The organism is Nocardioides kribbensis (genome assembly GCF_015070375.1).
In the GTDB taxonomy this organism is placed as follows: domain Bacteria; phylum Actinomycetota; class Actinomycetes; order Propionibacteriales; family Nocardioidaceae; genus Nocardioides; species Nocardioides kribbensis.
The window spans coordinates 37725-62862 of record NZ_JADCLL010000009.1 but is presented as its reverse complement, the minus strand read 5'-3'; the positions used below and the strand labels follow the sequence as shown (position 1 = coordinate 62862).

Annotated in this window: 22 protein-coding genes; 14 read left to right on the top strand and 8 right to left on the bottom strand. The window is 74.3% G+C overall.

All coding sequences use genetic code 11. The features are described from left to right. The first annotated feature begins 63 nt into the window (after positions 1-63). The 9 genes from IR170_RS17385 (at position 64) to IR170_RS17345 (ending at position 9266) form a co-directional block, all read left to right on the top strand. Complete coding sequence (locus IR170_RS17385; RefSeq protein ID WP_193666200.1) at positions 64-1305, top strand: sigma-54-dependent transcriptional regulator family protein; 1242 nt, start codon at positions 64-66, stop codon at positions 1303-1305. A gap of 95 nt (positions 1306-1400) precedes the next feature. Next, positions 1401-1907: a (2Fe-2S)-binding protein gene (locus IR170_RS17380; RefSeq protein ID WP_056865836.1), complete on the top strand. Its 507-nt coding sequence runs from the start codon at positions 1401-1403 to the stop codon at positions 1905-1907. Next, positions 1904-4408, top strand: coding sequence for a xanthine dehydrogenase family protein molybdopterin-binding subunit (locus IR170_RS17375; protein WP_193666199.1), 2505 nt, complete (start codon positions 1904-1906; stop codon positions 4406-4408). Before IR170_RS17380 ends, IR170_RS17375 begins: the two co-directional genes overlap by 4 nt. Continuing rightward, positions 4405-5259, top strand: coding sequence for an FAD binding domain-containing protein (locus IR170_RS17370; protein WP_056865838.1), 855 nt, complete (start codon positions 4405-4407; stop codon positions 5257-5259). Before IR170_RS17375 ends, IR170_RS17370 begins: the two co-directional genes overlap by 4 nt. A gap of 5 nt (positions 5260-5264) precedes the next feature. Further along, entirely contained in the window at positions 5265-6011 is a 747-nt protein-coding gene (locus tag IR170_RS17365) for an SRPBCC family protein (RefSeq protein ID WP_193666198.1), read from the top strand. Between the two features lie 154 nt (positions 6012-6165). Next, positions 6166-6546, top strand: coding sequence for a lycopene cyclase domain-containing protein (locus tag IR170_RS17360; protein ID WP_056865840.1), 381 nt, complete (start codon positions 6166-6168; stop codon positions 6544-6546). Further along, positions 6546-6890, top strand: coding sequence for a lycopene cyclase domain-containing protein (locus IR170_RS17355; RefSeq protein ID WP_227489515.1), 345 nt, complete (start codon positions 6546-6548; stop codon positions 6888-6890). The genes IR170_RS17360 and IR170_RS17355 overlap by 1 nt, the downstream gene beginning before the upstream one ends. Then, positions 6887-7693 carry a class I SAM-dependent methyltransferase gene (locus IR170_RS17350; RefSeq protein WP_193666197.1) on the top strand — a complete coding sequence of 269 codons (807 nt, stop codon included), beginning with the start codon at positions 6887-6889 and terminating at the stop codon, positions 7691-7693. The genes IR170_RS17355 and IR170_RS17350 overlap by 4 nt, the downstream gene beginning before the upstream one ends. 1 nt (position 7694) lies before the next feature. After that, entirely contained in the window at positions 7695-9266 is a 1572-nt protein-coding gene (locus IR170_RS17345) for an FAD-dependent oxidoreductase (RefSeq protein WP_319805142.1), read from the top strand. Between the two features lie 16 nt (positions 9267-9282). On the opposite strand, the gene IR170_RS19680 is transcribed toward IR170_RS17345, so the two are convergent. From IR170_RS19680 to idi, 3 genes are read right to left on the bottom strand one after another with little or no spacing between them, the layout of a single operon-like run. Beyond that, positions 9283-11139 carry a DUF5914 domain-containing protein gene (locus IR170_RS19680; RefSeq protein WP_227489514.1) on the bottom strand — a complete coding sequence of 619 codons (1857 nt, stop codon included), beginning with the start codon at positions 11137-11139 and terminating at the stop codon, positions 9283-9285. Continuing rightward, on the bottom strand, positions 11136-12659 hold the full coding sequence (locus IR170_RS17330; RefSeq protein WP_056903465.1) for a phytoene desaturase family protein: 1524 nt from the start codon (positions 12657-12659) through the stop codon (positions 11136-11138). Before IR170_RS17330 ends, IR170_RS19680 begins: the two co-directional genes overlap by 4 nt. After that, on the bottom strand, positions 12656-13270 hold the full coding sequence (idi, locus tag IR170_RS17325) for an isopentenyl-diphosphate Delta-isomerase (RefSeq protein ID WP_193666196.1): 615 nt from the start codon (positions 13268-13270) through the stop codon (positions 12656-12658). Before idi ends, IR170_RS17330 begins: the two co-directional genes overlap by 4 nt. 165 nt (positions 13271-13435) lie before the next feature. Here idi and IR170_RS17320 point away from each other — a divergent pair, with 165 nt between their 5' ends. The 4 genes from IR170_RS17320 to IR170_RS17305 all read left to right on the top strand — a co-directional run bounded on the left by IR170_RS17320 (position 13436) and on the right by IR170_RS17305 (position 17094). Next, on the top strand, positions 13436-13705 hold the full coding sequence (locus tag IR170_RS17320) for a DUF4242 domain-containing protein (RefSeq protein ID WP_056865845.1): 270 nt from the start codon (positions 13436-13438) through the stop codon (positions 13703-13705). A gap of 82 nt (positions 13706-13787) precedes the next feature. After that, on the top strand, positions 13788-15023 hold the full coding sequence (locus tag IR170_RS17315; protein WP_193666195.1) for an iron-containing alcohol dehydrogenase: 1236 nt from the start codon (positions 13788-13790) through the stop codon (positions 15021-15023). Then, positions 15020-16423 carry a MadS family sensor histidine kinase gene (locus IR170_RS17310; RefSeq protein ID WP_251535492.1) on the top strand — a complete coding sequence of 468 codons (1404 nt, stop codon included), beginning with the start codon at positions 15020-15022 and terminating at the stop codon, positions 16421-16423. Before IR170_RS17315 ends, IR170_RS17310 begins: the two co-directional genes overlap by 4 nt. Next, on the top strand, positions 16411-17094 hold the full coding sequence (locus IR170_RS17305) for a MadR family response regulator transcription factor (RefSeq protein WP_193666194.1): 684 nt from the start codon (positions 16411-16413) through the stop codon (positions 17092-17094). Before IR170_RS17310 ends, IR170_RS17305 begins: the two co-directional genes overlap by 13 nt. A 2-nt stretch (positions 17095-17096) precedes the next feature. Here IR170_RS17305 and mftM read toward each other — a convergent pair whose 3' ends face one another. The 4 genes from mftM to mdo form a co-directional block, all read right to left on the bottom strand. Beyond that, positions 17097-18053, bottom strand: coding sequence for a mycofactocin oligosaccharide methyltransferase MftM (mftM, locus tag IR170_RS17300; protein WP_193666193.1), 957 nt, complete (start codon positions 18051-18053; stop codon positions 17097-17099). After that, a complete protein-coding gene (locus IR170_RS17295) occupies positions 18050-19588 on the bottom strand; it encodes a VWA domain-containing protein (RefSeq protein ID WP_193666192.1) in 1539 nt (512 codons plus the stop codon). Before IR170_RS17295 ends, mftM begins: the two co-directional genes overlap by 4 nt. Positions 19589-19592: 4 nt before the next feature. Further along, on the bottom strand, positions 19593-20819 hold the full coding sequence (locus tag IR170_RS17290; RefSeq protein ID WP_193666191.1) for an AAA family ATPase: 1227 nt from the start codon (positions 20817-20819) through the stop codon (positions 19593-19595). 79 nt (positions 20820-20898) lie between these two features. Beyond that, entirely contained in the window at positions 20899-22191 is a 1293-nt protein-coding gene (mdo, locus tag IR170_RS17285) for an NDMA-dependent methanol dehydrogenase (protein ID WP_056865852.1), read from the bottom strand. 182 nt (positions 22192-22373) lie between these two features. On the opposite strand from mdo, the gene mftF reads away from it, so the two are divergent. After that, positions 22374-23828, top strand: coding sequence for a mycofactocin biosynthesis glycosyltransferase MftF (mftF, locus tag IR170_RS17280; RefSeq protein ID WP_193666190.1), 1455 nt, complete (start codon positions 22374-22376; stop codon positions 23826-23828). Here mftF and IR170_RS17275 read toward each other — a convergent pair. Further along, a complete protein-coding gene (locus IR170_RS17275) occupies positions 23776-25095 on the bottom strand; it encodes an MFS transporter (RefSeq protein WP_056903472.1) in 1320 nt (439 codons plus the stop codon). The genes mftF and IR170_RS17275 overlap by 53 nt on opposite strands. Positions 25096-25138: the final 43 nt, after the last annotated feature.

The window sequence follows — 25138 nt, the reverse complement described above, 5'->3', positions numbered from 1 at the left end:
CTACCTTGGGCCCGGACCAGGCGGGATGCCGGCTCGTGCCGGGCGGAGAGGTCAGGGGTGGGCATGACGGGCAGCGACCTCCAGGCGCGCAGGTACGACGCGGTCCGCGCCTGGACCTCCTTCGTCGAGCGCGGTGACGAGGCCGAGGCCCTCGTGCGCCCGGAGATCCTCACCAGCTGGACCCGCTCGTCGCGTGCGGTCTCCAAGGACCTCACCGAGGCACCCCTGGCCGACGAGGGCGAGACCGAGGCCTACTGGCGCGAGTCGCCGCTGGCCGTCGCCGTCGAGCGGGTGGAGTCCGAGCTGCGCCGCACCGCCGAGGACGGCGACCTGGTCGTCGCGGTCACCGACCCCGAGACCCGGATCCTGTGGACCTACGGCGGGCGGGTGATGCGCCGCAAGGCCGAGAGCGTCAACTTCGTCGCCGGCGCCCGCTGGGACGACCGCTCGGCCGGCACCAACGCCCTCGACCTGGCCAACCGCCTCGACGCCCCCAGCATGGTCTTCAGCGCCGAGCACTACGCCTCGATCGTGCACAACTGGGTCTGCTGGGCCGCCCCGCTGCACGACCCGGTGACCGGGCGCCAGCTCGGCGTGCTCGACCTCTCCACCACCTGGGACCGCACCCACCCGATCGGCATGGCCACCGCCCGCGTGATGGCGCGCCTCATCGAGGGCGCGATGCCCCACACCCACTACGACCCCGCCGCGGCCCTGCTGGAGGAGACCGGCGACCCCGGGCTGGTGATGACCCTGCTCGGCACGGCCGAGTCGCGCCTCGACGGCCAGCGGCTGCTGCTCAACCGCCGCCAGACCGAGGTGCTGGCGCTGCTGGCGCTGCACCCCGGTGGGCTGTCGCTGGAGCAGCTGCACGCGATGGTCTACGGCGACCAGGCCGTCACCTTCTCCACGCTCAAGGCGGAGGTCTCCCACCTGCGCGCCGCCCTGGGCGGGCAGCTCTCCTCGCGGCCCTACCGGCTGCTGATGCCGGTGGCCACCGACGTCGAGCAGGTGCTCGCCCTCCTGCGCCGCGGCCAGGTCCGCGCCGCCGTCGACGCCTACGGCGGCGACCTGCTGCCCGGCACCAACTCCCCGGCCCTCAGCGAGCTGGGGGAGTACGTCGCGGTCGCCCTGCGCGAGGCCCTCCTGGCCGACCCCCAGCCCGACGCGGTGCTGCGCTACGGCGAGCTCGCGCCCTACGACACCGAGGTCGTCGAGCGCTGCGTGGCGGCGCTGTCGGCGCAGCCCGGCCCCCACCCCGCGCTGCCGCTGCTGAAGGGCCGCCTCGCCGCCGCCGACGGCTGATCCCTCCCGGATGAGACGGCCCGCCGGAGGCCAACCCAGCACCAACCAGACCGACCTAGCGTGATGCGCACCACAGTCACCCTCAGGGAGAGTCCATGACCCGGATCAACCTCACCGTCGACGGCGCCACGGTCGCCGACGACGTCGAGCCGCGCATGCTGCTCGTGCAGTACCTCCGCGAGAAGCTCGGCAAGACCGGCACCGTCATCGGCTGCGACACCAGCAACTGCGGCGCCTGCACCGTGCACCTCGACGGCACCAGCGTGAAGTCCTGCAACGTCCTGGCCGTGCAGGCCGACGGGTCGGAGGTCACCACGATCGAGGGCCTGGCCCAGGACGGCCGGCTGCACCCCGTGCAGGAGGCCTTCCGCGAGTGCCACGGCCTCCAGTGCGGCTTCTGCACCCCGGGCATGATCATGCAGAGCGTCGACCTGCTCAAGGACAACCCCGACCCGAGCGAGGAGGAGATCCGCCTCGGGCTCGAGGGCAACCTCTGCCGGTGCACGGGCTACCACAACATCGTGAAGTCGGTGCAGCACGCGGCCTCGCAGGGCGCCGCGGGCGGCTCCGCCGTCACCCAGGCCGCCGGAGGTGCCCAGTGACCGCCACCCAGGAGCGTCCCGCCGAGGCCGCCAAGGAGATCGGGCGCGACCGCCGCCGCAAGGAGGACCAGCGCCTCATCACCGGGCGCACCCGGTGGACCGACAACATCGTGCTGCCCGGCATGGTCCACGTGGCCATGGTCCGCAGCCCCTTCGCCCACGCCAAGATCACCGGCATCGACAAGTCCGCGGCCGAGGCCTCGCCCAACGTGGTCAGCGTGATCACGGGCGCCGACGTCGCCGACGTGCAGGGCGCGCTGCCCAACGCCTGGCCGATCACCCCCGACCAGGTCGCGCCGGCCCACCCGCCGATCGCCGTCGACCGGGTCGTGTTCGCCGGCGAGATCGTGGCCGTCGTGGTGGCCCGCAGCGCCGCCGAGGCCCGCGACGCCGCCGAGCTGGTCGACGTCGACTACGACGAGCTGCCCGCCGCCCTCGAGCTGAAGGCCGCCGCCGAGGCGACCCCGGAGAACGGCGGCGCGCTCGCGCACCCCGACCTGGGCACCAACAAGTCGGCGTTCTGGAAGTTCGACTCCGCCGAGGCCGGCACCGGTGGCAACGTCGACGAGGCCATCGCCAAGGCGCGCGCCGACGGCGTCGTGCTCGAGCGGGAGTACCGCCAGCAGCGCCTCATCCCGGCCTTCATGGAGCCGCGCTCCACGGTCGTCGACCCCACGGGCGAGCAGATCACCATGTGGTCGGCCACCCAGATCCCGCACATCCTCAAGTTCCTGCTCGCCGCCGTCACCGGCGTCTCGGAGTCGAAGATCCGCGTGATCGCCCCCGACGTGGGCGGCGGCTTCGGCGGCAAGCTGCAGACGACGCCGGAGGAGTTCATCACCTTCCTGCTGGCGCGTCGGCTGGGCAAGCCGGTCAAGTACACCGAGACCCGCTCGGAGTCGCTGATGGCCGCCCACCACGGGCGCGACCAGTGGCAGAAGCTCACCATCTCGGCCGAGAAGGACGGCACCGTCACCGGACTCAAGGTCGAGCTGCTGGCCGACCTGGGCTCGCACGTCTCGCTGATCGGCGGCGGCGTGCCCGTGCTCGGCGCCTTCATGTTCAACGCGATCTACAAGTTCCCGGCCTACCAGTTCAACTGCCAGACCGTGCTGACCAACAAGACCTGGACCGACGCCTACCGCGGCGCCGGGCGCCCGGAGGCCACCTTCGGCATCGAGCGGATCATGGACGACCTCGCCGCCGAGCTGGGCGTGGACCCCTTCGAGCTTCGTGAGAAGAACTGGATCAAGCACGAGGAGTTCCCGTTCACGACCGTGGCCGGCCTGGAGTACGACTCCGGCAACTACGAGGCCGCCACGGCCAACGCCAAGGCGATGTTCGGCTACGACGAGCTGCGCGCGGAGCAGAAGCGGCGCCGCGAGTCCGGCGACCGGGTCCAGCTCGGCATCGGCGTGTCGACCTTCACCGAGATGTGCGGCTTGGCGCCCTCGCGGGTGCTCGGCTCCCTCGACTACGGCGCCGGCGGCTGGGAGCACGCCAGCGTGCGGATGCTGCCCACCGGCAAGGTCGAGGTGCTCACCGGGGCCTCCGCCCACGGCCAGGGCCACGAGACGGCCTTCAGCCAGATCGTGGCCGACCGCCTCGGGGTGGCCTTCGAGGACGTCGAGATCCTGCACGGCGACACCCAGGTGGCCCACAAGGGCCTCGACACCTACGGCTCGCGCTCGCTGGTCGTCGGCGGCGAGGCCATCGTCAAGGCCGCCGACAAGGTCATCGACAAGGCCAAGGTCATCGCGGCCCACCTGCTGGAGGCCTCCGAGGACGACCTGGAGTTCTCCGGCGGACGCTTCAGCGTCAAGGGCACCGACCAGGGCCTGGCCATGGCCGAGGTGGCGCTGGCGACCTTCGCGGCGCACAACCTGCCCGACGGCGTGGAGCCCTCGCTCGACTCCGACGCGACCTTCGACCCGGTGAACTTCAACTACCCCCACGGCACGCACCTGTGCGCGATGGAGGTCGACACCGAGACCGGCCAGGTGACGATGCGCAAGTACGCCGCCTGCGACGACATCGGCAACATCATCAACCCGCTCATCGTCGAGGGCCAGCTGCACGGCGGCCTGGTGCAGGGCATCGCCCAGGCGCTGTGGGAGGAGGCGGTCTACGACGACGCCGGCACGCTGGTGACCGGCTCGTTCGTCGACTACCTGCTGCCGACGGCGGCCGACACGATCAGCTTCGACCTCGACCACACCACCTCCCCGGCGACGACCAACACGCTGGGCACCAAGGGCGTGGGCGAGGCCGGCACGATCGCCTCCACCCCGGCCGTGGTCAACGCCGTGGTCGACGCGCTGCGCCCGCTGGGCGTCGACGACGTGCGCATGCCGTGCACGCCCGAGCGCGTGTGGAAGGCCATCAACGACGCCCGAGGTGGGCAGAAGGCCGAGACGGTCGGTGCGGCCGCGCCGCACTTCGACCCCTCGACCGGCATGGAAGGCACCGTCGACCGCACGACCGGAGGAGCGGACGCATGATCCCCGCACAGTTCGACTACCTGGCGCCCACCACCGTCGAGGAGGCCGTCGCGGCCCTCGTCGAGCACGGTGACGACGCCAAGATCCTGGCCGGAGGCCAGAGCCTGCTCCCCGTGCTGCGGATGCGGCTCAACGCCCCCGAGATGGTGATCGACCTCAACCGCATCGACTCCCTGCGCGGGATCACCGACGACGGCGACGCGATCCGCATCGGCGCGATGACCCAGCACTCGGTCGTGGAGCACGACCCGCTGGTGGAGGAGCACGCGCTGCTCATCCACCGCGCGGTCGAGCACCTGGCCGACCTCCAGATCCGCCACCGCGGCACCTTCGGCGGGGCCCTGGCCCACGCCGACCCCGCCGGCGACCTGGGCGCCCCGGCGCTCGCGCTGGGGGCGCAGTTCGTCATCCAGGGCCCGAACGGCTCGCGCACCGTCGAGGCCGACGACTTCTTCGTCGACCTCTTCGAGACCGCCATCGGCGAGGACGAGATCCTCACCGCGGTGCGGGTGCCCAAGCACACCGGCTGGGGCGCGCACTACGAGAAGTTCGTCCGCGTGGCCCACCAGTGGCCGATCGTGGCCATCGCGGCCACGGTCAAGGCCGAGGGCGGGGTGATCACCGAGGCCCGCGTCGGCATGACCAACATGGGCTCGACCCCGCTACGCGCCCGTGCGGTGGAGGACGCCCTGCGCGGGCAGCCGGCCACCGACGAGGCCGTGCGGGCGGCCGCCGCCCACGCCACGGAGGGCGCCAACCCGCCCTCCGACCTCAACGGCGACGCGGCGTACCGCAGCCACCTGGCCACGGTGCTGACCCGCCGCGCGGTGCTCGCGGCAGCGGGGGCCTGAGGCCCGTGGACCTCACCCACCGCTTCACCGTGCCCACCGGCGTCGAGGAGACCTGGGCGCACTTCCAGGACATCCAGGGGCTGGCCGAGTGCTTCCCCGGCGCCACCGTCACCTCGGTCGAGGACAGCACCTTCACCGGCTCCTGCAAGGTCAAGCTCGGCCCCATCGCCCTGGTCTACAACGGCTCGGGCACCTTCGTGGAGAAGGACGACACCGACCACCGGTTCGTCGTCGACGCGAAGGGCAAGGACAAGCGCGGCAACGGCACGGCCGGCGCCAAGGTCAAGCTCTCGATGCAAGCCTCGTCGCAGACCCCGGGGTCGACCGACGTGGAGGTGCTCACCGATCTGGCGATCACCGGCAAGCCGGCGCAGTTCGGCCGCGGCGTCATGCAGGACGTCTCCGACAAGCTGCTCGGGCAGTTCGTGGGCTGCCTGGAGCAGCGGCTGAGCGGACCGTCGGGCGAGGAGGTCGCGGCGCAGTCGGCCGCGGCCGCCCCGCCCGTGGACCCGGCGGCGGCCTCGGCCCCGGCGGGGGAGACCAGCGCCCCGTCGGCCATGGGCGCGCCTGCGGCTCCCGCGGCCCCCGCGCCGGTCTCGGCGGTCCCGCGCCACGCGGCGCCCCCGCCGCAGGACGACGCGCTCGACCTGGGCGCCGCGGTCATCCCGATCCTGGCCAAGACCTACTGGCGCCAGGCCGCGGCCGGCCTCGGCGTGCTCCTGGTCCTGCGCTGGCTCCTCGGGCGGCGCTGACCCGCCACGACCCACCCGGCGTGACCCACCCGTCACGACCACCCGACGCCCTCCCCGCGCCCGCGGGGAGGGCGTCGTCGTGCGTGCGGGGCGTTCCCGGCGGTCCTCTAGAGTCGCAGCAGCGGCCGCCGGCCGCCCTGACCCGGGGGAGCGCGTGGACCAGTACCAGTACCTGCTCGTCCTGGCCGGCTGCCTGCTGATCACCCTCCCGCTCGAGCTCGTGCTCGGCGCGCGGGTCTGGCGCCGGCCCCGACGGCTCCTGCTCACCCTGCTGCCCGTGGTGGTCGTCTACTCCGTCTGGGACGTCCTGGCCATCGAGAGCGGCATGTGGGACTACAGCGAGCGCTTCACCACCGGCATCCTGCTGCCCTTCGCGATGCCGCTGGAGGAGCTGGCCTTCTTCGTGGTCATCCCGATCTGCGGCCTGCTGACCCTGGAGGCCGTCGGCAACGTGCTGGCGGGCCTGCGGGCCCTGCGCGCGGGGGCCGGGCTGCGCGAGGCGGCGTTGGTCGTGCACCGCGGAGGTGCGCGCTGATGCTGCTCTACACCGTGCCGGCCGTGCTGTCGGTGCTCGTGGTGGTCCTGGTCGAGCTGCTGTGGCTGCGCACCGGCGTCTTCCGCACCGCCCGCTACTGGCTGGCCATGCTCATCGTGCTGGGCTTCCAGGTGCCCGTCGACGGCTGGTTGACCAAGCTCTCCGACCCGATCGTGCTCTACGAGGAGGCCGAGATGACCGGCGTCCGCTTCCCGTGGGACATCCCGGTCGAGGACTTCGCCTTCGGCTTCGGCATGGTCACCCTGACCATGCTCGTCTGGCTCCGCCTCGGCGAGCGCGAGGACCGCCGCGCCCGCACCCCGTCCCTCCAGGAGACCCCGTGACCCCCTCGACCGCCGCCAGCTCCCGCACCACCGGGGTCGACCTCGACGCGGTGCCCGACGCCTTCGACGGCGTCGCCTCGACCTACGACCTCATGGTCGCGCTCAACCCGGGCTACCACGCCCACCTGCGCGCGTCGGCCGACGTGCTGGTCGCCGCGCTGCCCCGCGACCTCGACCGGCCGGTGCGCCTCGCCGACCTCGGCTGCGGCTCGGGGGCCTCGACCGCGGCCCTGGAGGCCGCGCTGCGCGACGCCGGCCTCGACTACGAGCTGCTCGGCGTCGACGGCTCCGCGGGCATGCTCGCCCAGGCCCGTCGCAAGCCCTGGCGCGGTGCCGTGCGCTTCCTCCAGGGCAACGCCGAGACGCTGACGCCCGCCTCGCTGGCGCCCGGTGCGCCGAGCGGTGCCCCGGGCGAGGGCTACGACGGGGTGTTCGCGGCCTACCTCTTCCGCAACGTCGACGCCCGCGACCGGCTGCTCGCCCAGGTGCGCGACCTGCTCGTGCCGGGCGGTTCGCTCGTGGTGCACGAGTACAGCGTCGAGGAGAGCCGCTCGGGACGGGTCAAGTGGGACGTCGTGTGCTGGGGCGTGGTCGTGCCGCTGGGCCTGCTGACCGCCCCCCGCAGCAGCATCTACCGCTACCTGTGGCGCAGCGTGGTGGACTTCGACGGCGCCGAGCGCTTCCGCAGCCGCATGGTCGCCGCCGGGCTCGAGCAGGTGCGCAGCCGCACCTTCGGGGGCTGGCAGAAGGACGTGCTGCACACCTTCCACGGACGCCGACCCCGCGCCGCCGGGACGGCCTGACGTGCCTGCCGCGAGCGGTGCGACCGGCGCCTGGCGCCCCGGCGTCGACCCCCGGGCCGTGTGGCACCCGCCGGTCGACGGCCCGCACGACGCCGACGACGCGGGTCGCCACCACGTGGTGGTGGTCGGCGGCGGCATCGCCGGCCTGGCCGCCGCGACCGGGCTGGCCGAGCGCGGCGTACGCGTGACGCTGCTGGAGTCGACGCCGCAGCTCGGCGGACGCGTGGCGGCCTGGCCGGTCGAGGCCGGCGGCGGCACCACCACGATGAGCCGCGGCTTCCACGCCTTCTTCCGCCAGTACTACAACCTGCGGGCGCTGCTGCGCCGCGCCGACCCCGCGCTCGAGCGGCTGCGCGCGGTCGAGGACTACCCGCTGGTGCTGGCCGACGGGCCCACCGACTCCTTCAGCGACATCCCGCGGACCCCGCCGCTGAACATGATGGCCTTCGTCGCGCGCTCGCCGAGCTTCCGCCTGCGCGACCTCGCCGCCGTCGACGTGCACGCCGCGATGGGCCTGCTCGACGTCGCCTTCCCGCGCACGTTCGTCGAGCACGACGGCATCAGCGCCGCCGAGGTGCTCGACCGGCTGCGCTTCCCCCACGACGCGCGGCACCTCGCCCTGGAGGTCTTCGCCCGCTCGTTCTTCGCCGACCCCCGCGACTTCTCCGGCGGCGAGCTCGTGGCGATGTTCCACGCCTACTTCCTCGGCTCGTCGGAGGGCCTGCTCTTCGACGTGCCGACCGACGACTACGACACCTCGCTGTGGGCGCCGCTGGGCCGGCACCTGGCCGGGCTCGGGGTCGACGTGCGCACCTCCTGCGCCGCCGCCGCCCTGCGCGAGGGAGGCGACGGGCGGGTCGTCGTGGTCACCGGCGACGGTGAGGAGCTCACGGCCGACGGGGTCGTCCTGGCCACCGACCGGGCCCCGCTCCAGCGCCTCGTGGGCGACGCCGGATGGCTGGGCGACGCGACCTGGCGCGGCGCGCTGGCCGCGCAGACCTCGGCCCCGTCCTTCGCGGTCTGGCGGCTGTGGCTCGACCGCCGCGTCGCCGCGGGGAGCCCGCCCTTCCTGGCCACCAGCGGCTTCGGGCCGCTCGACAACGTCTCGGTGCTCGAGCTCTTCGAGGAGGGCGCCGCCCGCTGGTCGCGCGAGCACGCCGGCTCGGTGGTCGAGCTGCACGCCTACGCCGTGCCCGCCGGCACCGACGACGCCGACCTGCGCGCGCGGCTGCGCGCCGAGCTCTCGCGCCTGCACCCCGAGCTCGACGGCGCCGGGGTCGTGCACGAGGAGTGGCTCGTGCGTGAGGACTGCCCGATGGCCGGCACCGACCCGTGGGCCGAGCGCCCGGGCGTCGTCACCCCCGACCCCCGCGTCGTGCTCGCCGGCGACGGTGTGCGCTGCGCCCTGCCGGTGGCGCTCATGGAGCGCGCCGCCACCACCGGGTGGCAGGCCGCCGACACGCTGCTGGCCGGGTGGGAGGTCTCGGGGCACGGCGTCTGGAGCGTGCCCGTGACCGGGCGCCACCGGGTCGTGCCGGCGCTGCGCCGCGGCCTGGCCCGGGTGGCCCGCTGACGCGGGACCGGGCCGGCTACACGCCGTAGGACTCCCCGCGCGAGCGCAGCAGGTAGGACCGCTCGGCGTAGACCATGTCGTCGACCCACAGCCGGCGCGCGGTGGAGCGCATCGCCGGCCGCAGCAGCGGGGCCAGGTGGCGGGCCACCGCGAAGCCGGTGCGCTCGGAGGTCGCGACGGTGGCCTCGACCATCATCGTGCGCGGCCGGCCGGCGGCGTCGGGCCCCAGGGGCGTCGCGTGGGTCTCGACCACGCTCCCGGCGCCCTCGCCGTCGGTGATGGTCATGACGATCGTGCGGGCGTCGGGGCAGGCGAACTCCGCACGCACCGGCACGCCCCACGTGCGCGAGACGCGGAAGGTCACGTCGACGGTCAGCACCTCGTCGGTGCTGGCCGCCTCGTCGACGGTGAGGTGGCTGAAGGCGTAGGGGTGGAACCACGAGCCGTGCCACGGGTCGAGCCGGTTGGCGATGATGTCGCGCGGCTCGCAGGTGCCGGCGACCTCCACCACCGCGGCCACCGAGCTCGCGGCGTCGGGCCGCCGGGTGATCCTCGGCGCGTCGGCGGTAACCTCGCCTTGGGTGGGGACGCGCACCCACAGCAGCACCCCGTCGTCGTGCGCGGCGTACGCCGGCCAGCCCGGGGCGCCCGCGGGGTCGAGGGCCAGGCCGTGCCACTTGCAGACCACGGCGTCGGACATGACCTCGCAGTCGGTGAGCAGGGCCCCGAGGTGGGGGCACGAGCCCGGCCCGGCCGCGACGCCGGTGGAGGTGCGCCACACGACGACCTCGCGACCGCCGACCGAGCGCACCAGCGAGCGCCGACCGAGGTCGCGGCTGGCGCCCACGACGTACCAGCCGCCCGGGTCGGCGGCGAGCGCCACGTCGAGGGCGCGCCGGATCCGGGCGGGGCGGGCCTCGCGCCAGGTCGGGGTCAGCTCGGTGCGCTTGGGCATCGGGCGGAGGGCGAGCGGCACCCGCGGCGGGGCCTCGGGGTCGCGCTGGGCCAGCGAGCGGGCGGCCACGCCGGCCTTGCGCCACGTGGGCACCCGGGCGCGGGAGGAGAAGACGTCGTAGTCGGCGGCCTCGATGCGGTCGAGGATGCCGGCGTAGAGGACACGGGCGGTGCGCACGCAGCGCTGCGAGGGGCCCGGCAGGTGGGCGAGCCCGGCGTCGGCCTCGCGGTAGAGCTCGCGGTTGCGGGCGATCTCGAAGCGCATCAGCTCGCGCCACTCCGGCGTGACGGCCCGGGCCGCGGGGTCGGCGGAGAAGCGCTCGAGGTCCTCCTGGGGCAGGTAGACCCGGCCCCGGTCGAGGTCCTCGTCGACGTCGCGCAGGAAGTTGGTGAGCTGGAAGGCCAGGCCCAGCGCGCGGGCGGGCTCGCGCGCGGCCGGGCTGGTGGGCTGGAGCACCGGCAGCATCATCTCGCCGATGACGGCCGCGGAGCCCTCCATGTAGTCGAGCAGGTCGTCCCAGCGGGCGTAGCGGGTGGTGTCGAGGTCCTGGGCCATGGCCCCGAAGAACCGGTCGAAGCACTCGGGGTCGATGCGCGCGTCGAGCACGGTGCGCGCGACCGCCGCGAGCACGGGGTCGTCGCTGGTGCCCGCGGCGACGGCGTCCTGGAAACGGCCGCGGAAGGCCTCGAGCGCCGCGGTCGTGGTCGCGACGTGGCCCTCGGTGGTGGCGCCGGCGGCGTCGACGATGTCGTCGGCCAGGCGGCACAGCGCGTAGACCGCGTGCACGTGGCGACGCTGGGGGGCCGGCAGGATCGCTGCGCCCCAGAAGTACGTCGTGCCGTGACGGCGGGTGAGCTCGGCGCAGCGGCGGTAGCCCTCGGCGAGGAGGTCGTCGTCGTGGTGGAGCAGAGCCGTCATCGGCCCACCGTACCGGCGGCGGGCCGCTGGGGTCGCCGGCTGCGTCCGGCCGCGGGCAGGAAGGTGGTGACCCGCTCGGCGGCGAGACGCCCCGAGACGAGCACCATCGGCACGCCCACGCCGGGAGTGGTGCCGGAGCCGGCGAAGAACAGCCCCGGCACCCGCTTCTCCACGTTCGGCGGGCGGAAAGGGCCGGTCTGCGGGAAGGTGTGGGCCAGCGCGAACGGCGTGCCGCGCTCCATGCCCATGCGCTGCCAGTCGACGGGGTCGACGAGCTCCTCGGCCACGACGTCGGTGGGGTAGCCCTCGCGGTCGAGGAAGCGCAGCAGCGACTCGCGGATCTTCGGGCGCTGCGTGCGCCAGTCGACGACGCCGTCGAGGTTGGGCACCGGCTCCAGCACGTAGAGCGTGTGGGCGCCCTCGGGGGCCAGCGACGGGTCGCTGAGCGAGGGCACCGTGACCAGGCGCGAGGGGTCGGGCATCATCTCGCCGCGCTTGATCAGCGCGTCGAAGGAGGAGTCCCAGGCGTCGGCGAAGTGGATGTTGTGGTGGTGCACGCCCTCGGGCAGCGACCCGCGCGCGCCGACGTGCCACACGACGGCGGAGGGGGAGTAGACCCCCTTGCGCACGGCGCGGTGGGGCTTGAGGTCGGGCAGCAGCTGGGAGTAGGCCACCGGGAGGTCGAGGGTGCAGACGACCGCGTCGGCGCGCAGCTGCTCGCCGCCGTCGAGCTCGACGCCGGCCACCCCGCCGTCGCCGCGGCGCAGCACGCGGGTCACCGTCGTGCCGTAGCGCAGCTCGGCGCCGCCGTCGGAGGCGGCCTGGGCCAGGGCGACCGGCACCTGGCTCATGCCGCCCTCGGGGAACCACACGCCCTCGATGCAGTCCATGTAGGTGATGACGGCGTAGAGGGCCAGCGCGTCGGAGGGCGGCAGCCCGGCGTACATCGCCTGGAAGGTGAACAGCCGCTGGAGGCGGTCGTCGTCGAAGCGGCGGCGGATGGCGGGGCCGAGGCGGCCGAAGCCACCGAGGCGCACGAGCCGGGCGGCGGCGCCGGGGGAGGAGAGCAGGTCGAGCGGGGAGTCGAAGTTGCGGTCGATGAAGTGGGGCATCTCGACGTCGTAGAGGTCGCGCAGCCAGTCGACGAAGCCGTCGAAGGCGGCGGCGTCGTGGGCGCCGGCGACGCGGGCGATCTCCTCGCGCATGGCGTCGTGGCCGAACTTCACCAGGATCTCGGAGCCGTCGGCGTAGCGGGCGCGGTAGCCCGGGTCGAGGCGACGCATCGGCAGCAGCGTGTCGAGGTCACCGCCGGCCGCGGAGACGACGTCGTCGAGCAGGTTGCGCATGGTGAGCACCGTCGGGCCGGTGTCGAAGGTGAAGCCCTCGCGGTGGATGCGGCCGGCTCGGCCACCGGGGATCGGCTCCCGCTCGACGACCGTCACCTCGTGCCCGCTGCCGGAGAGGTGGCACGCGGTGGCGAGGCCGGCGAGGCCTCCTCCGATGACGACGACGCTGCTCATGCTCGGCTCCTGGTGTGGGCGGTGGTGGTGTGTGCGGTCAGGTCGGGGCCCAGGGCGCGCGCCTGGAGGACGAGCCACGGGCTGAAGACGGCGGGGGTGCGGGTGACGGCGCCGTGGACGTCGGCCCAGGGCACCCAGGCGTGCTCGGCGACCTCCTCGGCGTGCGGGTCGAGCACCGGGTCGCGCTCCACCAGGGCGACGTGCACGGGGCAGACCTCGTGCTCGACGACGCCGGAGGCGTCGACGGCGCGGTAGCGGAAGTCGGGCAGCACCACGTCGACGTCCCCGAGCGCGAGGCCGAGCTCCTCGCGGGTGCGGCGGCGCACGGCGTCGGCGACGGGCTCGCCCGGTCGCGGGTGGCCGCAGCAGGAGTTGGTCCACACGCCGGGCCAGGCCTGCTTGCCCAGGGCGCGCCGGGTCAGCAGGGTGCGGCCGTCGGGGTCGAGCAGGTGCACCGAGAAGGCGAGGTGCAGCGGGGTGTCGGTGGTGTGCACCTCCAGCCGCGGTGCCGAGCCGGTCGGGCGACCCTCGTCGTCGAGCAGCACGACGTCGTCGGCCGGGTCGTCGGCCGGGTCGTCGGCCAGGCGGTCGGGACGGGCGGGCGCGGTCATGGCTGACCTCTCGGGAGGCGGGGCGTGCGGCTCCGACGGTAGCCGGGCCCACCACGCACGATCTCACCCTCGCGGCTCCTCACCGGTCGGGCAGGTGGGCCTGCCCGTGCGGGCGGTGGCCACGCCGGGTGGCGTTCCTAGGGTGGGGTGTGAAGGAGGTCACCCATGAGCCGATACGTCATCGAGCGCGACTTGCCCGGAGCCGGGGACCTGGACGACCGGGCGCTGCACGACCTCAGTGCCCGGTCCAACGAGGTGCTCGCCGGCCTCGACGACATCAGCTGGGTCGAGTCCTACGTCACCGACGACAAGTTGTTCTGCGTCTACGACGCCGCCGACCCCGCCCTCATCGAGGAGCACGCGAGCCGCGGGGGCTTCCCGTGCGACCGGATCAGCGAGGTCCGCTCCACCATCTCGCCCGAGACGGGGCGCTGACCCGGCCCGTGGCGCGCCGCCGACCAACGTTCTGACAACGTCGGGCGGGCAGTGTGGTGCACGTCACGCAGGGGAGGCCGTCATGTCCGCAACGCTCTCGCCGCGACGCGCGCCGGACGCCGGCACCGGGTCGACGCCGGACCCGGGCACGGAGCCGGCCCCCGAGCGGGTGCCGCTGGTGAAGTTCCACGCCCCGGAGGTCGTGTTCGGGATCGGGTCGCTGGCCGAGGCCGGCTTCGCGGCCGCCCGGCTGGGCGCCCGGCGCCCCTTCGTGGTGACCGACCCCGGCATCATCGAGGCGGGCTGGGTCGACGCCCTGCTGGGCCACCTGCGCGAGGCGCGGCTCACGCCGGTCGTGTGGTCGGAGATCACGCCCAACCCCAAGGACCACGAGGTCCGCGCCGCCCACCGCCGCTACGTCGAGCAGGGCGCCGACGTCATCATCGCCCTGGGCGGCGGCTCGTGCGCCGACGCGGCCAAGGGCGTGGCCCTGCTCAGCGGCAACGGCGGCGACATCCTCGACTACGCCGGCGTCGACCGGGCGACCGCACCGATCCCGCCGCTGCTGGTCATCCCCAGCACCTCGGGCACGGGTGCCGACGTCTCGCAGTTCTGCATCGTCACCGACACCGAGCGGTCGGTGAAGATCACCATCATGGGCCGCGCCCTGGTGCCCGACATCTCGATCACCGACCCGCGGCTGCTGATGACGATGCCCGAGCAGCTCAACGCCGCGACCGGGCTCGACGCGCTGACCCACGGCGTGGAGGCGTTCGTGTCGCTGGCGCACAACCCCCTGGCCGACACCCACGCCCTCGCCGCGGTCGGGCTGGTGTGCGCCCACCTGCGCACGACGATGAGCCACCCGCGGCAGGAGGCGGCGCGCACGAAGATGGCGCAGGCCAGCCTGCAGGCGGGGCTGGCGTTCACCAACGCCATCCTGGGCGCCACCCACGCGATGAGCCACCAGGTCGGCGGGCTGCTCGACGCGCCCCACGGGGTGGTCAACGGCGTCCTGCTGCCGCACGTCATCCGCTACAACGCCCGCGCCACCCCCGACCGCTTCGTCGACCTGGCCGCCGCCGCGGGCCTCCCGGTCGACGGCCTGCCCGGGGTGGAGGCGGCCGAGCTCCTCGCCGCCCACGTGCGACGGCTGGCCGACGACGTGGGCGTCCCCCGCGGGCTGCGCGCACTGGGGGTCGGCGAGCACGACGTGCCGCGCCTGGCGGCGACCACCCTCGACGACGCCTGCCTGACCACCAACCCGCGCCCGGCGAGCGCGGCCGAGGTGGAGCAGCTCTTCCGAGACGCGCTGTGAGCAGCACCGAGCGTCCCCTCGACGTCGCGACCCTCACCGGGGTCCGCTCCGGCAAGGGCTCCTACTACCGCGCCTACGTCCGCTCCGACGAGCGCATGCAGCGCGCGGTGCGGGCGATGGACTCGATCTCCCGGGCGCTCGTGCGCACGGTGGAGGGACCGCGCAGCCTGCTCGAGGAGGTCGTGCGGGCCGCGGGCTCCCACCTCGACGCGAGCTGGACGATGCTGGCGCTCGCCGACGGGCACCTGCCCGGCGCACGCCCGCGCTTCCTCCTGGTGGGGCCCGACGGCGGGGTGCACGACGAGGTCGCGGCCGTGCCGGCCGAGGTGCGGCGCGAGCTGGGTGCCGTGCGGGCCGGCCACGTCACCCGCAGCCGGGCCGACCAGCGCTGGGTGCGGGTGCCGATGAGCCTGGAGGGCCGCCACATCGGCAGCCTGGCCGGGCTGCACGGACTCGACGACGACCCCGAGCCGCGCGACCTGTCCGTGCTGCGCATCCTGGCCAACCAGGCTGCGGTCTCGCTGCACACCTCCGAGCAGTACCAGGCCGGCCTGGCCCTGCACCGCCGGGCCCAGCGGCTCTACGACGAGGCCACCGACCGCGCCCGCGACCTCGAGGACCGCACCCGTGAGCTGCGCCAGGCCGAGGAGCGTCTCGTCGTGGCCCACCAGCGCGAGCTGGTCGACCACGAGCGCCACCGCATCGCCCGCGAGCTGCACGACAGCGTGACCCAGTACGTCCTGTCGGCCGGGATGGCCGTCGAGGTCGCGCGGGGCGAGGCCGAGGACCTCGGCTCCGCCGGCGCCCCGATCCTGGAGCGGCTGGCCACCGCCAAGGCCCTGAGCCAGGAGGCGGTGGACCAGCTGCGCCGCGCGATCTACGCCCTCCACCAGCCCCACCGCGACACCGTGGGCACCCTGCCCGAGCTGCTCCACGAGGTCGCCGAGCACCACCGCCCTCAGCTGTCGGTGAGCGTGCGGGTCGAGGGCGACGCCCAGGTGCTGGCCGCCGACGCCGACCACGAGATCGCCCGCGCCGTGGGCGAGGCCCTCTTCAACGTCGCCACCCACGCCGAGGCGACGCGGGCGGTGGTGCGCCTGCGCTACCGCGCCGAGGAGATCCTCGTGAGCGTCGCCGACGACGGCACCGGCGACCCCACCGAGCTCGCCCGCCGCCTGCGCCTGGAGCGCGGCCCGGTGGTCGACGGCCGGCACCGCGGGCTGGTCAACATCGAGAGCCGCATCGGCGACCTGGGCGGCAGCGTCGTCTTCCGCCGGGCGCGGCTCGGCGGCGTGCGGGTCGAGATGCGCCTGCCGCTACCCCTCGTGGCGCCCCGCCACGCGGGAGTCATCCACGGCCTGGTCGGCACCGGGCAGAAGGAGCCACCATGGCCACGCTGAGCCCACCCCAGCCCGCCCGCCCCGCGCCGTCGGCGGGCGTCGACATCATGCTCGTCGACGACCACGCGATCGTGCGCCAGGGCCTGCGCTCGATCCTCGAGCGCGAGCAGGACCTGCGGGTGGTCGCGGAGGCCTCCACCGCGGCGGAGGCGATGACCGTGATCGGCCGGGCCCGCCCGGCCGTGGTGCTGCTCGACCTCAAGCTCTCGACCTCTTCCGACACCGAGGGCCTCGACCTGTGCGAGGCCCTCGTCGGGCGCTTCCCGGGCCTGGGCGTCCTCGTGCTCACCACCTTCCTCGACGACCAGCTCGTGCTGCGTGCGGTGCGGGCCGGGGCACGGGGCTACGTCGTCAAGGACGTCGACACCTCCGGCCTGGTGCGCGCCATCCGCGACGTGGCGCGGGGCGAGAGCGCCTTCGACGCCCGCAGCGCCGCCGCCATGGTGCGCGGGCTCAACACCCCGCCGCCCGAGGAGGCCCGCCACCTCACCCCGCGCGAGTGCGAGGTGCTGCGGCTGCTGGCCCGGGGGCTGTCCAACCGCGACATCGGGGCCCAGCTCTTCATCTCCGAGACCACCGCCAAGTTCCACGTCGGCAACATCTTGCGCAAGCTCGACGTCACCCGCCGCGCCGAGGCGGTCTACGAGGCCTCCAAGATGGGCGTGATCTGAGGTCAGCCCGTGTCGAGCACGAGCCAGGCGCCGTGGTGCTCGTGCACGGCGTAGGGCAGGCCGCTGCGGCGTCCGGCCGCCTCGAGGTCTGCGGTCGTGAACGTCCGCACGTGGCCCCAGGTCTCGTCGGGGACGTCCTCGACGGGCACGGCCACCACGACCCGGCGCCGCGCCAGGCGCACGGCCTCGGCCAGCACCCGCTCGCCGTGCTCGGCGTCGAGGTGCTCGAGCAGGTGCACCGCCAGCACGGTGTCGGCGGTGGCGTCGGGGGCGGGGAAGCGCGCGGCGTCGGCGGCGCAGGTGCCGAGCGTCGCACCCAGGCGCGGCGCCACCGCGGCGAGCAGGCCCACGGTGCCCTCGCACAGGTCGGAGGCCAGGACGTCGTGGCCGGCCGCCGCGAGCCGCAGTGAGAGGAAGCCGAAGCAGCAGCCCAGCTCGAGCACCGACCCGGGGGCCACCTGCTGCTCGGCGAAGGCGTAGACCGGGGCGTAGTCGTCGATGGTGCCGTGGCCGCTGCTGCTGCCGCTCCCGGCCGGCGCGTCGCTGCCGGGCCCGCCCGCGGCCAGCGACTCCTCGATGCGGGCCAGCGTGGTGCGGTAGAAGCGGGTCCAGCAGTCCAGGGCGCTGCCGCCGGAGGTCAGCACGACGCCGGTCAGGAGCCGCTCGAAGAGCTCGGGCCCACGCAGCCAGCCGGGGCTGAACAGCTCCGCGGCCAGCAGCCCGGCGAGGTCGTCGTCGACGAGCTCGGGGGGCACGACGTGGTCGACCTGCACCCGCTCGGGGCCCTGGACCACGTCGAAGTGGGGGGTGCGGACCATGTGCAGCGAGCGGCGCGGGCGCGCCCCCGTCACGCGGCGGACCTCGACGAGGGTGTCGCGGTAGGCCCCGTCGCGCAGCGGGGCCAGGGGGTCGATGCGCTCGAGCTCGCCCCGGGTGGTGTGGTCCGCCGGGGTGCTCATGGCACCGCGGCGGTGGACACCAGGTCGAGGCCGTGCAGGCTGCGCACGACCTGCACCCGGCTGCAGTGCTCGGCGTACAGGGGGAGGTCGCAGGAGCCGAGGCCCCAGGAGTAGCGCGGCTCGGGGGTCAGCCACACGGTCTCGCGGGCCCGGCGGCTGAGCTCCTCGAAGGCGCCGAGACCGGGGTCCTTGCCGTTGCCGCGGCCGTCGCCCAGCACGACGAGCGTCGTGCGGCGGGTGACGGCCGACCCGAACTGCTCGAGGAACTGCTCGAAGGTCGACCCGTAGTCGGAGTCGGCGTCGACGTCGAGGACCCCGCCGGCCGGCAGGCCCGACATCACCAGGCTGAGCGCGTCCTCCGTGCGGTGCTCGGCGAAGAGGTCGGTGATCTCGACGAGGTCCTTGACGAAGGCGAAGGTGCGCACCGACGAGGCCACCGACTGCAGGCCGTGCACCAGGTGGAGGGTGAAGCGGGCGGTGGAGCGCACCGACAGCGACACGTCGCACAGCACGAGCAGCCGGGGCCGGTCCTCGACCTTGCTGACCGTCACCGGCCGGAAGGGCACGCCGTCGTAGCGCATGTTGGCCCGCATCGTGCGGGCGCCGTCGACGACGCCGCGGGCGGCGGCCTTGCGGCGGGGCCGGGGTGCGCCGCGCAGGCTGCGCAGCAGCCGCCGCAGCGACTCCTCGAGGTCGGCGCGCTCGTGCTCCTCGACGCTCTCGGCCCGGGCCGCCGCGATCTCCCGCTCCTCGATGTCGTGCTCGAGCTCCATGAGCCGCTCGAGGTGCTGCTTGAGCCGCTCGGGGAGGCTGGCCAGGAAGGGCGCGAGCGCCTCGCGCAGCGCGGCGAGGCCCTCGCCGGCCGGGCCCTCGTCGTCGGGGTCGTCGGGCCCGTCGGGCATCGCCTCCTCCAGCCAGCCGAGCAGCATCATCTCCTCGGCCACCGTCAGCTCGGTGTCGAGCGTCATCCCGGGTCGGCGCACGAGGTCGCCGGGCGCCCCGGGGTTGTGCATGCGCTGGGTGGAGATCTGCACGCGGGCGGCCTCGCCGGCGCTGTCCTGGGTGTCGTTGGACAGCACGATCTCGTCGGTCAGGGCGGCGATGTCGATCTTGTTGGCCTCCTGGTGCAGGTTGTACTGCTGGGCCATGTCCTCGGGCTTGAAGAACTCCTTGATGTCGTCGGGCTTGCCGTGGGAGTGCCCGTCCTCCGGGGTGTCGCCGGGCTCCTCGGAGAGCGTGAACTGCTCGAGCTCGCCGTCGTCGGTGAGGTCGTCGTGGGCGTGGGAGTGCCCGTGGCCGGTCTCCTCCTCGACCACGGCCCGCAGCCCGAAGAAGCGGTCGAAGACCCGCTCGAAGGTCGGCAGGTCGCGCCGGTCCTTGACCAGGCTCACCGCCAGCGCGGAGCGCAGGACCTCGCGGTCCGACAGCACGCCGGGCTGGGCCACGGCGTGCATGGCGTCGATGGCCTCGGCGGTGCTGACGCGCACCCCGAGCAGCCGCAGCAGCCGGATGAACCGGTGGACCGCGCCCTCCACGGGATCAGACCGGACGCTTGCGGGCGCCGCGCGCCGCGAAGGAGCGCGCGCCCTGGCCGGCGGGCACCGCCTTGGCGGGCTTGCCCTCGCTGGAGGTCCGGCCGCCGCCGGCGTACGCCGCGTCGTGGCGCCCGGGACGGTCCTTGGCCGCACGCACGTCGCGACCGTCGGGCCCGTCGCCGGGGTCGCCGGGGTCACCGGGGCCGCCGGCGCGGTCGTCCGCGTCGTGGCCGTGGCCGTGGCCGTGCCCGTGGCCGTGGCCGTGGTCGAGGTGGTCGGGCACGGTGGCGTTGGGGTCGACCAGGCCGGGCAGGGCCTTGCGGGCCTTGTCGAGGTCGCGCTCGTACTTCACGACCACGCTCAGGGTCGACGACAGCACGTCGGCGGTCAGCTCCTCGACGCCGAGCACCGCGAGGGTGCGGGCCCAGTCGATGGTCTCGGAGATGCTCGGCGACTTGCGCAGGTCGAGCTCGCGCAGCCCGCGCACGACGTCGACCAGGCGGACCGCGAGGGCCTCGGCCAGGCCGGTGTCCTTGGACCGGATGATCTCCAGCTCGCGGGTCGCCTCGGGGTAGTCGAGGAAGAGGTGCAGGCAGCGTCGCTTGAGGGCGGCCGACAGGTCGCGGGTGTTGTTGGAGGTCAGCACGACGTAGGGCAGGTGGGTGGCGCGCACGGTGCCGATCTCGGGGATGGAGATCTGGAACTCGCTGAGCAGCTCCAGCAGCACGGCCTCCAGCGCCTCGTCGGCGCGGTCGACCTCGTCGATGAGCAGCACCACGGGCTCCGCCGAGGTGATGGCCTCCAGCAGCGGCCGGGCGGCGAGGAAGCGCTCGGAGAAGAAGATGCTGTCCTGGTCGGCGATGCGCTCCACGGCCTCGGAGAGGGTGGTGGCGTCCTCGACGACCTGCCCGATCTTCTCGCGCAGGATCTGGGTGTAGAGCATCTGCTTGCCGTAGTCCCACTCGTAGAGGGCCTTGGTCTCGTCCTGTCCCTCGTAGCACTGCAGCCGGATCAGGCGCCGGCCGGTGACCTGGGCCAGGCTGGTGGCCAGCTGGGTCTTCCCGACGCCGGCCGGTCCCTCGAGCAGCACCGGCTTCTCCAGCCGCGAGAGCAGGAAGACGGTGGTGGCCAGCCGGTCGTCGGCGAGGTAGCCGGCGTCGCGGAAGCGCTCGCGGGTCTCGTCGACGTCGCGGAACTCGCTGTCGGACGGGGTGGTGGGTGCGTCGCTCACGCGCTGCTCCTGGGCTCTGGGGGTGGGCGGGACCTGACCGGCGCGCGGCGGGCGTGGGAGCGCCCGCCGCGCGGCGGCGTCAGCTGAGCAGGTCGTCCAGGTCGCCGTTCATGCAGTGGTCGACCACGGGGCGCACCGTCTCGAAGGTGCACTCCTTGGCGTTGCCCGGGGTGCAGGCGTCGCCGAGGACGTGGTGGGTGATGCGGTCGACGTCGGCGGCGTCGCCGGTGATGACCCCGGCGTTCTCGTAGAACGCGGTCGGTCCCTCGCCGAGCCGGTTCTTGGAGTAGCTGTCCTTGGTGACGTCGGTGAACTTCTCGGTGATGCCCACGTCGCGCAGCAGCCGGATGGCGGCGGCGAGCGCGGCGTCGGCGGCCTGCGGCTTGGTCATGCCGTGGGTGTCGATGCCCATCGCCTCGGCGATGTCGGCGAAGCGGGCGTACTGCGCGGGCATGTTGAAGGCCCACACGCGCGGCAGCGCGATGGCGTTGTTGAGGCCGTGGTGGGTGTCGTAGAAGGCCGACACGGCGTGCGAGATGGAGTGGATGATCCCGAGGCCGCCGGAGTTGAAGGCCTGGGCGGCGATGTACTGGGCGTACATCATGCCCTCGCGGCCCTTGAGGTCCTGGCCGTTCCAGACCGCCTCGCGCAGGTTCTCCGAGGTCAGCTTGATCGCGCGGATCGCGTTGCCGAGCGACGGCTCGAAGTTCAGCCGCGAGACGTAGGGCTCGCTGGCGTGGGCGAGCACGTCGAAGCCGCACTGGGCGGTGTAGTCGACCGGGCAGTCGAAGTAGAGCACCGGGTCGTCGATGGCCAGGCTCGTCACCGAGGCGTCGTCGAAGGCGACGTACTTGTGCGGGTTGTCGGGGTCGGTCGTGGTGTCGGTGATGACGTAGGCCCACGAGGTCTCCGAGCCGGTGCCGGCCGTGGTCGAGACCGCGATGTGGGGCGGGTTCTTCGGGTTCTCGGACATGTTGAAGCCCTCGAACTCGTTGACGTTGCGCCCGTCGTGGGCCACCGAGACCCGCGCGCCCTTGCAGGCGTCGTGGGAGGAGCCGCCCCCGATGGAGACGAAGGAGTCGCACTCGTTCTGCTGGTAGAGCGCCACGGAGTCCATGACGTTGTAGTCCTTGGGGTTGGACTCGACCTTGTCGTACACGACGACCTCGAGGCCGTGGTACTTCATCGACTCCACGATCTTGTGCACGATGTCGGTGCCGCGCAGGCCCGACGTCATCACGAGGGTCTTGCGGAAGCCCATCTTGAGGGCCTCGGGCCCGATCATCTCGTGGGCGCCCGGACCCATGAGGGCACGGGGGAAGGGGTGGAACTCCTTGATCGGGAAGGGCTTGAGCAGCTCGTCGACTTGCATGTGGGACCTCCTGGTCGCGCTGGCTGGTGCTCGCCCTGCGGACGCTAGGAGCGTGGGGACCGCACCGACAGACGAGGACGCGGAAACACCCTGGCGGGGCAGTGGGGACCTGCCCGTCGGGACAGGTCGGCCACGGCCCGGGGAGGGGTGCGCCGGGTCGCGCCGGTGCCTAGCGTGAGCGGGTGCGGCCACCGACCGAGCCCCTCGCGACGCTCTCGGCGCGCACCCACGTCTGCGACGGCGGCCGCTCCCTGCTCGGGGTCGCTGGCGGGGTCGGCGGCGAGTCCGGCCTGGTGCGCCTCGACGACGCGGAGGCCGCCGCTGTCGCGGCCGGACCGGTCGGGGGCGAGCTCGCCCGCCGGCTCCTCGACGCCGACCTGGCCGACCCGCTGGTCACGCCGCGGCCGGTGGACGCCCGCGAGGTCAGCGTGGTGGTGCCGGTGCGCGACGACGCGGTGCGACTGGGCCGGCTGCTCGCCGCGCTGCGCGAGGACCTCCCACCCGGGGTGGAGGTCGTGGTCGTCGACGACGCCTCGCGCGCCCCGGGCGAGGTCGCGGCGGTGGTGCTCGCCCACGGCGCGCGACTGGTGGCGCACCGGCGCAACCGCGGCCCCGCCGCAGCCCGTGACAGCGGCCTGCGGGAGGTGACCACGCCCTGCGTCGCGTTCGTCGACGTCGACGTCGTGCCGGAGCCGGGCTGGCTCGAGCGACTGCTGCCGCACCTGGACGACCCGTCGCTGGCCGTGGTCGCGCCGCGGGTGCTGGGGCCCGCCGCGCGCCCCGGCGACGGCGCGGTCGCCCGCTACGAGCAGGCGCGCTCCTCCCTCGACCTGGGCCCGGCGCCGGCGGCGGTGCGCGCGGGCGGCCGAGTCTCCTACCTCCCCGGCGCCTGCCTCCTGGCCCGCACCGCGGCGCTGGGCGACGGCTTCGACCCCCGGCTGCGCTGCGGCGAGGACGTCGACCTGGTGCGCCGCCTGCTCGCCGCGGGCTGGCGGGTGCGCTACGAGCCCGGCGCCCACGTGCGTCACGAGCACCGGACCGGCGTGGCGGCCTGGGCCGGGCGCAAGGCCTTCTACGGCACCTCCGCGGCTCCGCTGGCCGCCCGCCACCCGCAGGCGGCGGCCTCGCTGGTGATGCGTCCGTGGACCGTCGCGCTGCTGGGCGGGCTCGTGGGCGCGCCCCTGCTCGGGCGGCGGGCGCTGGCGGTGACCGGCGCCGCGGCGGGCCTCGCGCTCGTCGGGCGCACCCGCGGCCTGCGGCGCGACGGGTCGCCCCGCCCGGTGCGGGCGGCCGCGGTCGTGGTGCTCGAGGAGGCGGTGGCGGCGCTGTGGGGGAGCGGGTCGGTGCTGCTGCGCGAGCAGTGGCCCACGGCCCTGCTCGCCGCGGTCGTCTCGCGACGGGCCCGGCGTACGGTCGTGGTGGTGGGGGTGCTCGACGCCGTCGCCGACCACCGCCGCACCGGTCCGCGCCTCGGCCTGCTCCCGTACGCCGCCCTGCGCCGCCTCGACGACGTGGCCTACGGGGCCGGTGTGTGGGCCGGTGCCCTGCGGGAGGGCTCGGTGCGCGCGCTGGTGCCCGTGCGGGTCAGTCGACCGCGGCGCCCGACCGGTCGGGGCGGGGCCGCACCCCGTTGGTGACGGGGTCGAGCTGGGGCTCCAGGCGCAGCACGGCCAGGGCGCCGCACAGCAGGCACCCGACCACGAGCAGCCCGATGTAGACCTCGCCCAGCGCGTGGCCGATGAGGAAGCCGGAGACCGGCGGGGCGATGACGGCGGCGGCCTGGAAGGAGGCCGAGCTGAGGGCGTTGTAGCGACCCCGCAGGTGGTCGGGGGCCAGGTCGTTGACGAGTGCGGGGATCGTCGGCTGGAGCAGGGTCTCGCCGAGGGCGAAGACGGAGGCGCAGGCGGCGACGAGCACGGTGGCCGCGACGGTGCCGGCGACCAGCCCGGTGGCGCCGAGGCAGAGCCAGGCCAGCGACCAGATCACCGCCATCACCGCGATGACCCGGGTGCGCCGCAGGCCCTCGATGCGCTGGAGCACGAACAGCTGGAGCACCACGATGACCAGGGTGTTGGCGCCGAAGGCCAGGCCCAGCCCCTGGGTCGAGACCTCGCCGACGGCGCGGGCGTAGGCCGGCATCCCGGCGTTGAGCTGGGAGTAGCCGACGAAGGACGACACGAAGCCCAGCACCATGAGCGAGGCCACGGCGGGCCGGCGCAGGACCACGAGGTAGCCGACCGACGGCCCGGTGGTCGCGGTGTCGTGGTCAGGCCGCCCGGCCACGTGGCGCAGCGGGCCGAGGAGCAGGACGATCGCGGGCAGGTAGCTCGCGGCGTCGCCGAGGTAGATGGCCTGGAAGGTCGAGACCTGCTCGACGTCGACCAGCACCCCGCCGAGGATCCCGCCGATCCCGATGCCGAGGTTGAGCAGGGTGAAGTTGACGCCGAAGTAGCGCTGGCGCAGCGCGGCCGGCACGACGGCGGCGATGAAGCTCTGGGAGGCCGGCCAGGAGACGCCGAAGGCGACGCCGTTCAGCGTCAGCGCCACCCCCGCCAGCAGCATGGTCGAGGCGAAGGCGAGGAGGGCGTTGCCGGCGACCAGCAGGAGCAGCGAGGCGAGCAGCACCCGCCGGGCCCCGATGCGGTCGATGAGGGCTCCGCCGGGGCCGACGATGAGGAAGCCGATCAGCGGGGGCACCGCGAGCAGCAGGCCGACGTCGGCGAGGGCGAAGCCGCGGACCTCGTTGAGGTAGACGACCTGGAAGGGCAGCACCAGACCGGTGCCGAAGAACTCCAGGACCACCACCGACAGCAGCAACCGCCCTTCCCGGGGCAGGTCGTGCCAGAAGGACGCGAGGGTCGGGCGGTCGGTCGTGCCGGTGCTGCCGGGGGTGCTGGTGCTCATCTCCGGCGCAGTCTCGCACCTGCGCCGGAGACGGCGGAATCGA

Bases quoted from the DNA above. Each gene is read 5' to 3' on its own strand.
- IR170_RS17385 (WP_193666200.1), top strand. From the start codon at position 64: ATGACGGGCAGCGACCTCCAGGCGCGCAGGTACGACGCGGTCCGCGCC.
- IR170_RS17380 (WP_056865836.1), top strand. From the start codon at position 1,401: ATGACCCGGATCAACCTCACCGTCGACGGCGCCACGGTCGCCGACGAC.
- IR170_RS17370 (WP_056865838.1), top strand. From the start codon at position 4,405: ATGATCCCCGCACAGTTCGACTACCTGGCGCCCACCACCGTCGAGGAG.
- IR170_RS17355 (WP_227489515.1), top strand. From the start codon at position 6,546: ATGCTGCTCTACACCGTGCCGGCCGTGCTGTCGGTGCTCGTGGTGGTC.
- IR170_RS19680 (WP_227489514.1), bottom strand. From the start codon at position 11,139: ATGACGGCTCTGCTCCACCACGACGACGACCTCCTCGCCGAGGGCTAC.
- IR170_RS17330 (WP_056903465.1), bottom strand. From the start codon at position 12,659: ATGAGCAGCGTCGTCGTCATCGGAGGAGGCCTCGCCGGCCTCGCCACC.
- idi (WP_193666196.1), bottom strand. From the start codon at position 13,270: ATGACCGCGCCCGCCCGTCCCGACCGCCTGGCCGACGACCCGGCCGAC.
- IR170_RS17320 (WP_056865845.1), top strand. From the start codon at position 13,436: ATGAGCCGATACGTCATCGAGCGCGACTTGCCCGGAGCCGGGGACCTG.
- IR170_RS17315 (WP_193666195.1), top strand. From the start codon at position 13,788: ATGTCCGCAACGCTCTCGCCGCGACGCGCGCCGGACGCCGGCACCGGG.
- IR170_RS17305 (WP_193666194.1), top strand. From the start codon at position 16,411: ATGGCCACGCTGAGCCCACCCCAGCCCGCCCGCCCCGCGCCGTCGGCG.
- mftM (WP_193666193.1), bottom strand. From the start codon at position 18,053: ATGAGCACCCCGGCGGACCACACCACCCGGGGCGAGCTCGAGCGCATC.
- mdo (WP_056865852.1), bottom strand. From the start codon at position 22,191: ATGCAAGTCGACGAGCTGCTCAAGCCCTTCCCGATCAAGGAGTTCCAC.
- IR170_RS17275 (WP_056903472.1), bottom strand. From the start codon at position 25,095: ATGAGCACCAGCACCCCCGGCAGCACCGGCACGACCGACCGCCCGACC.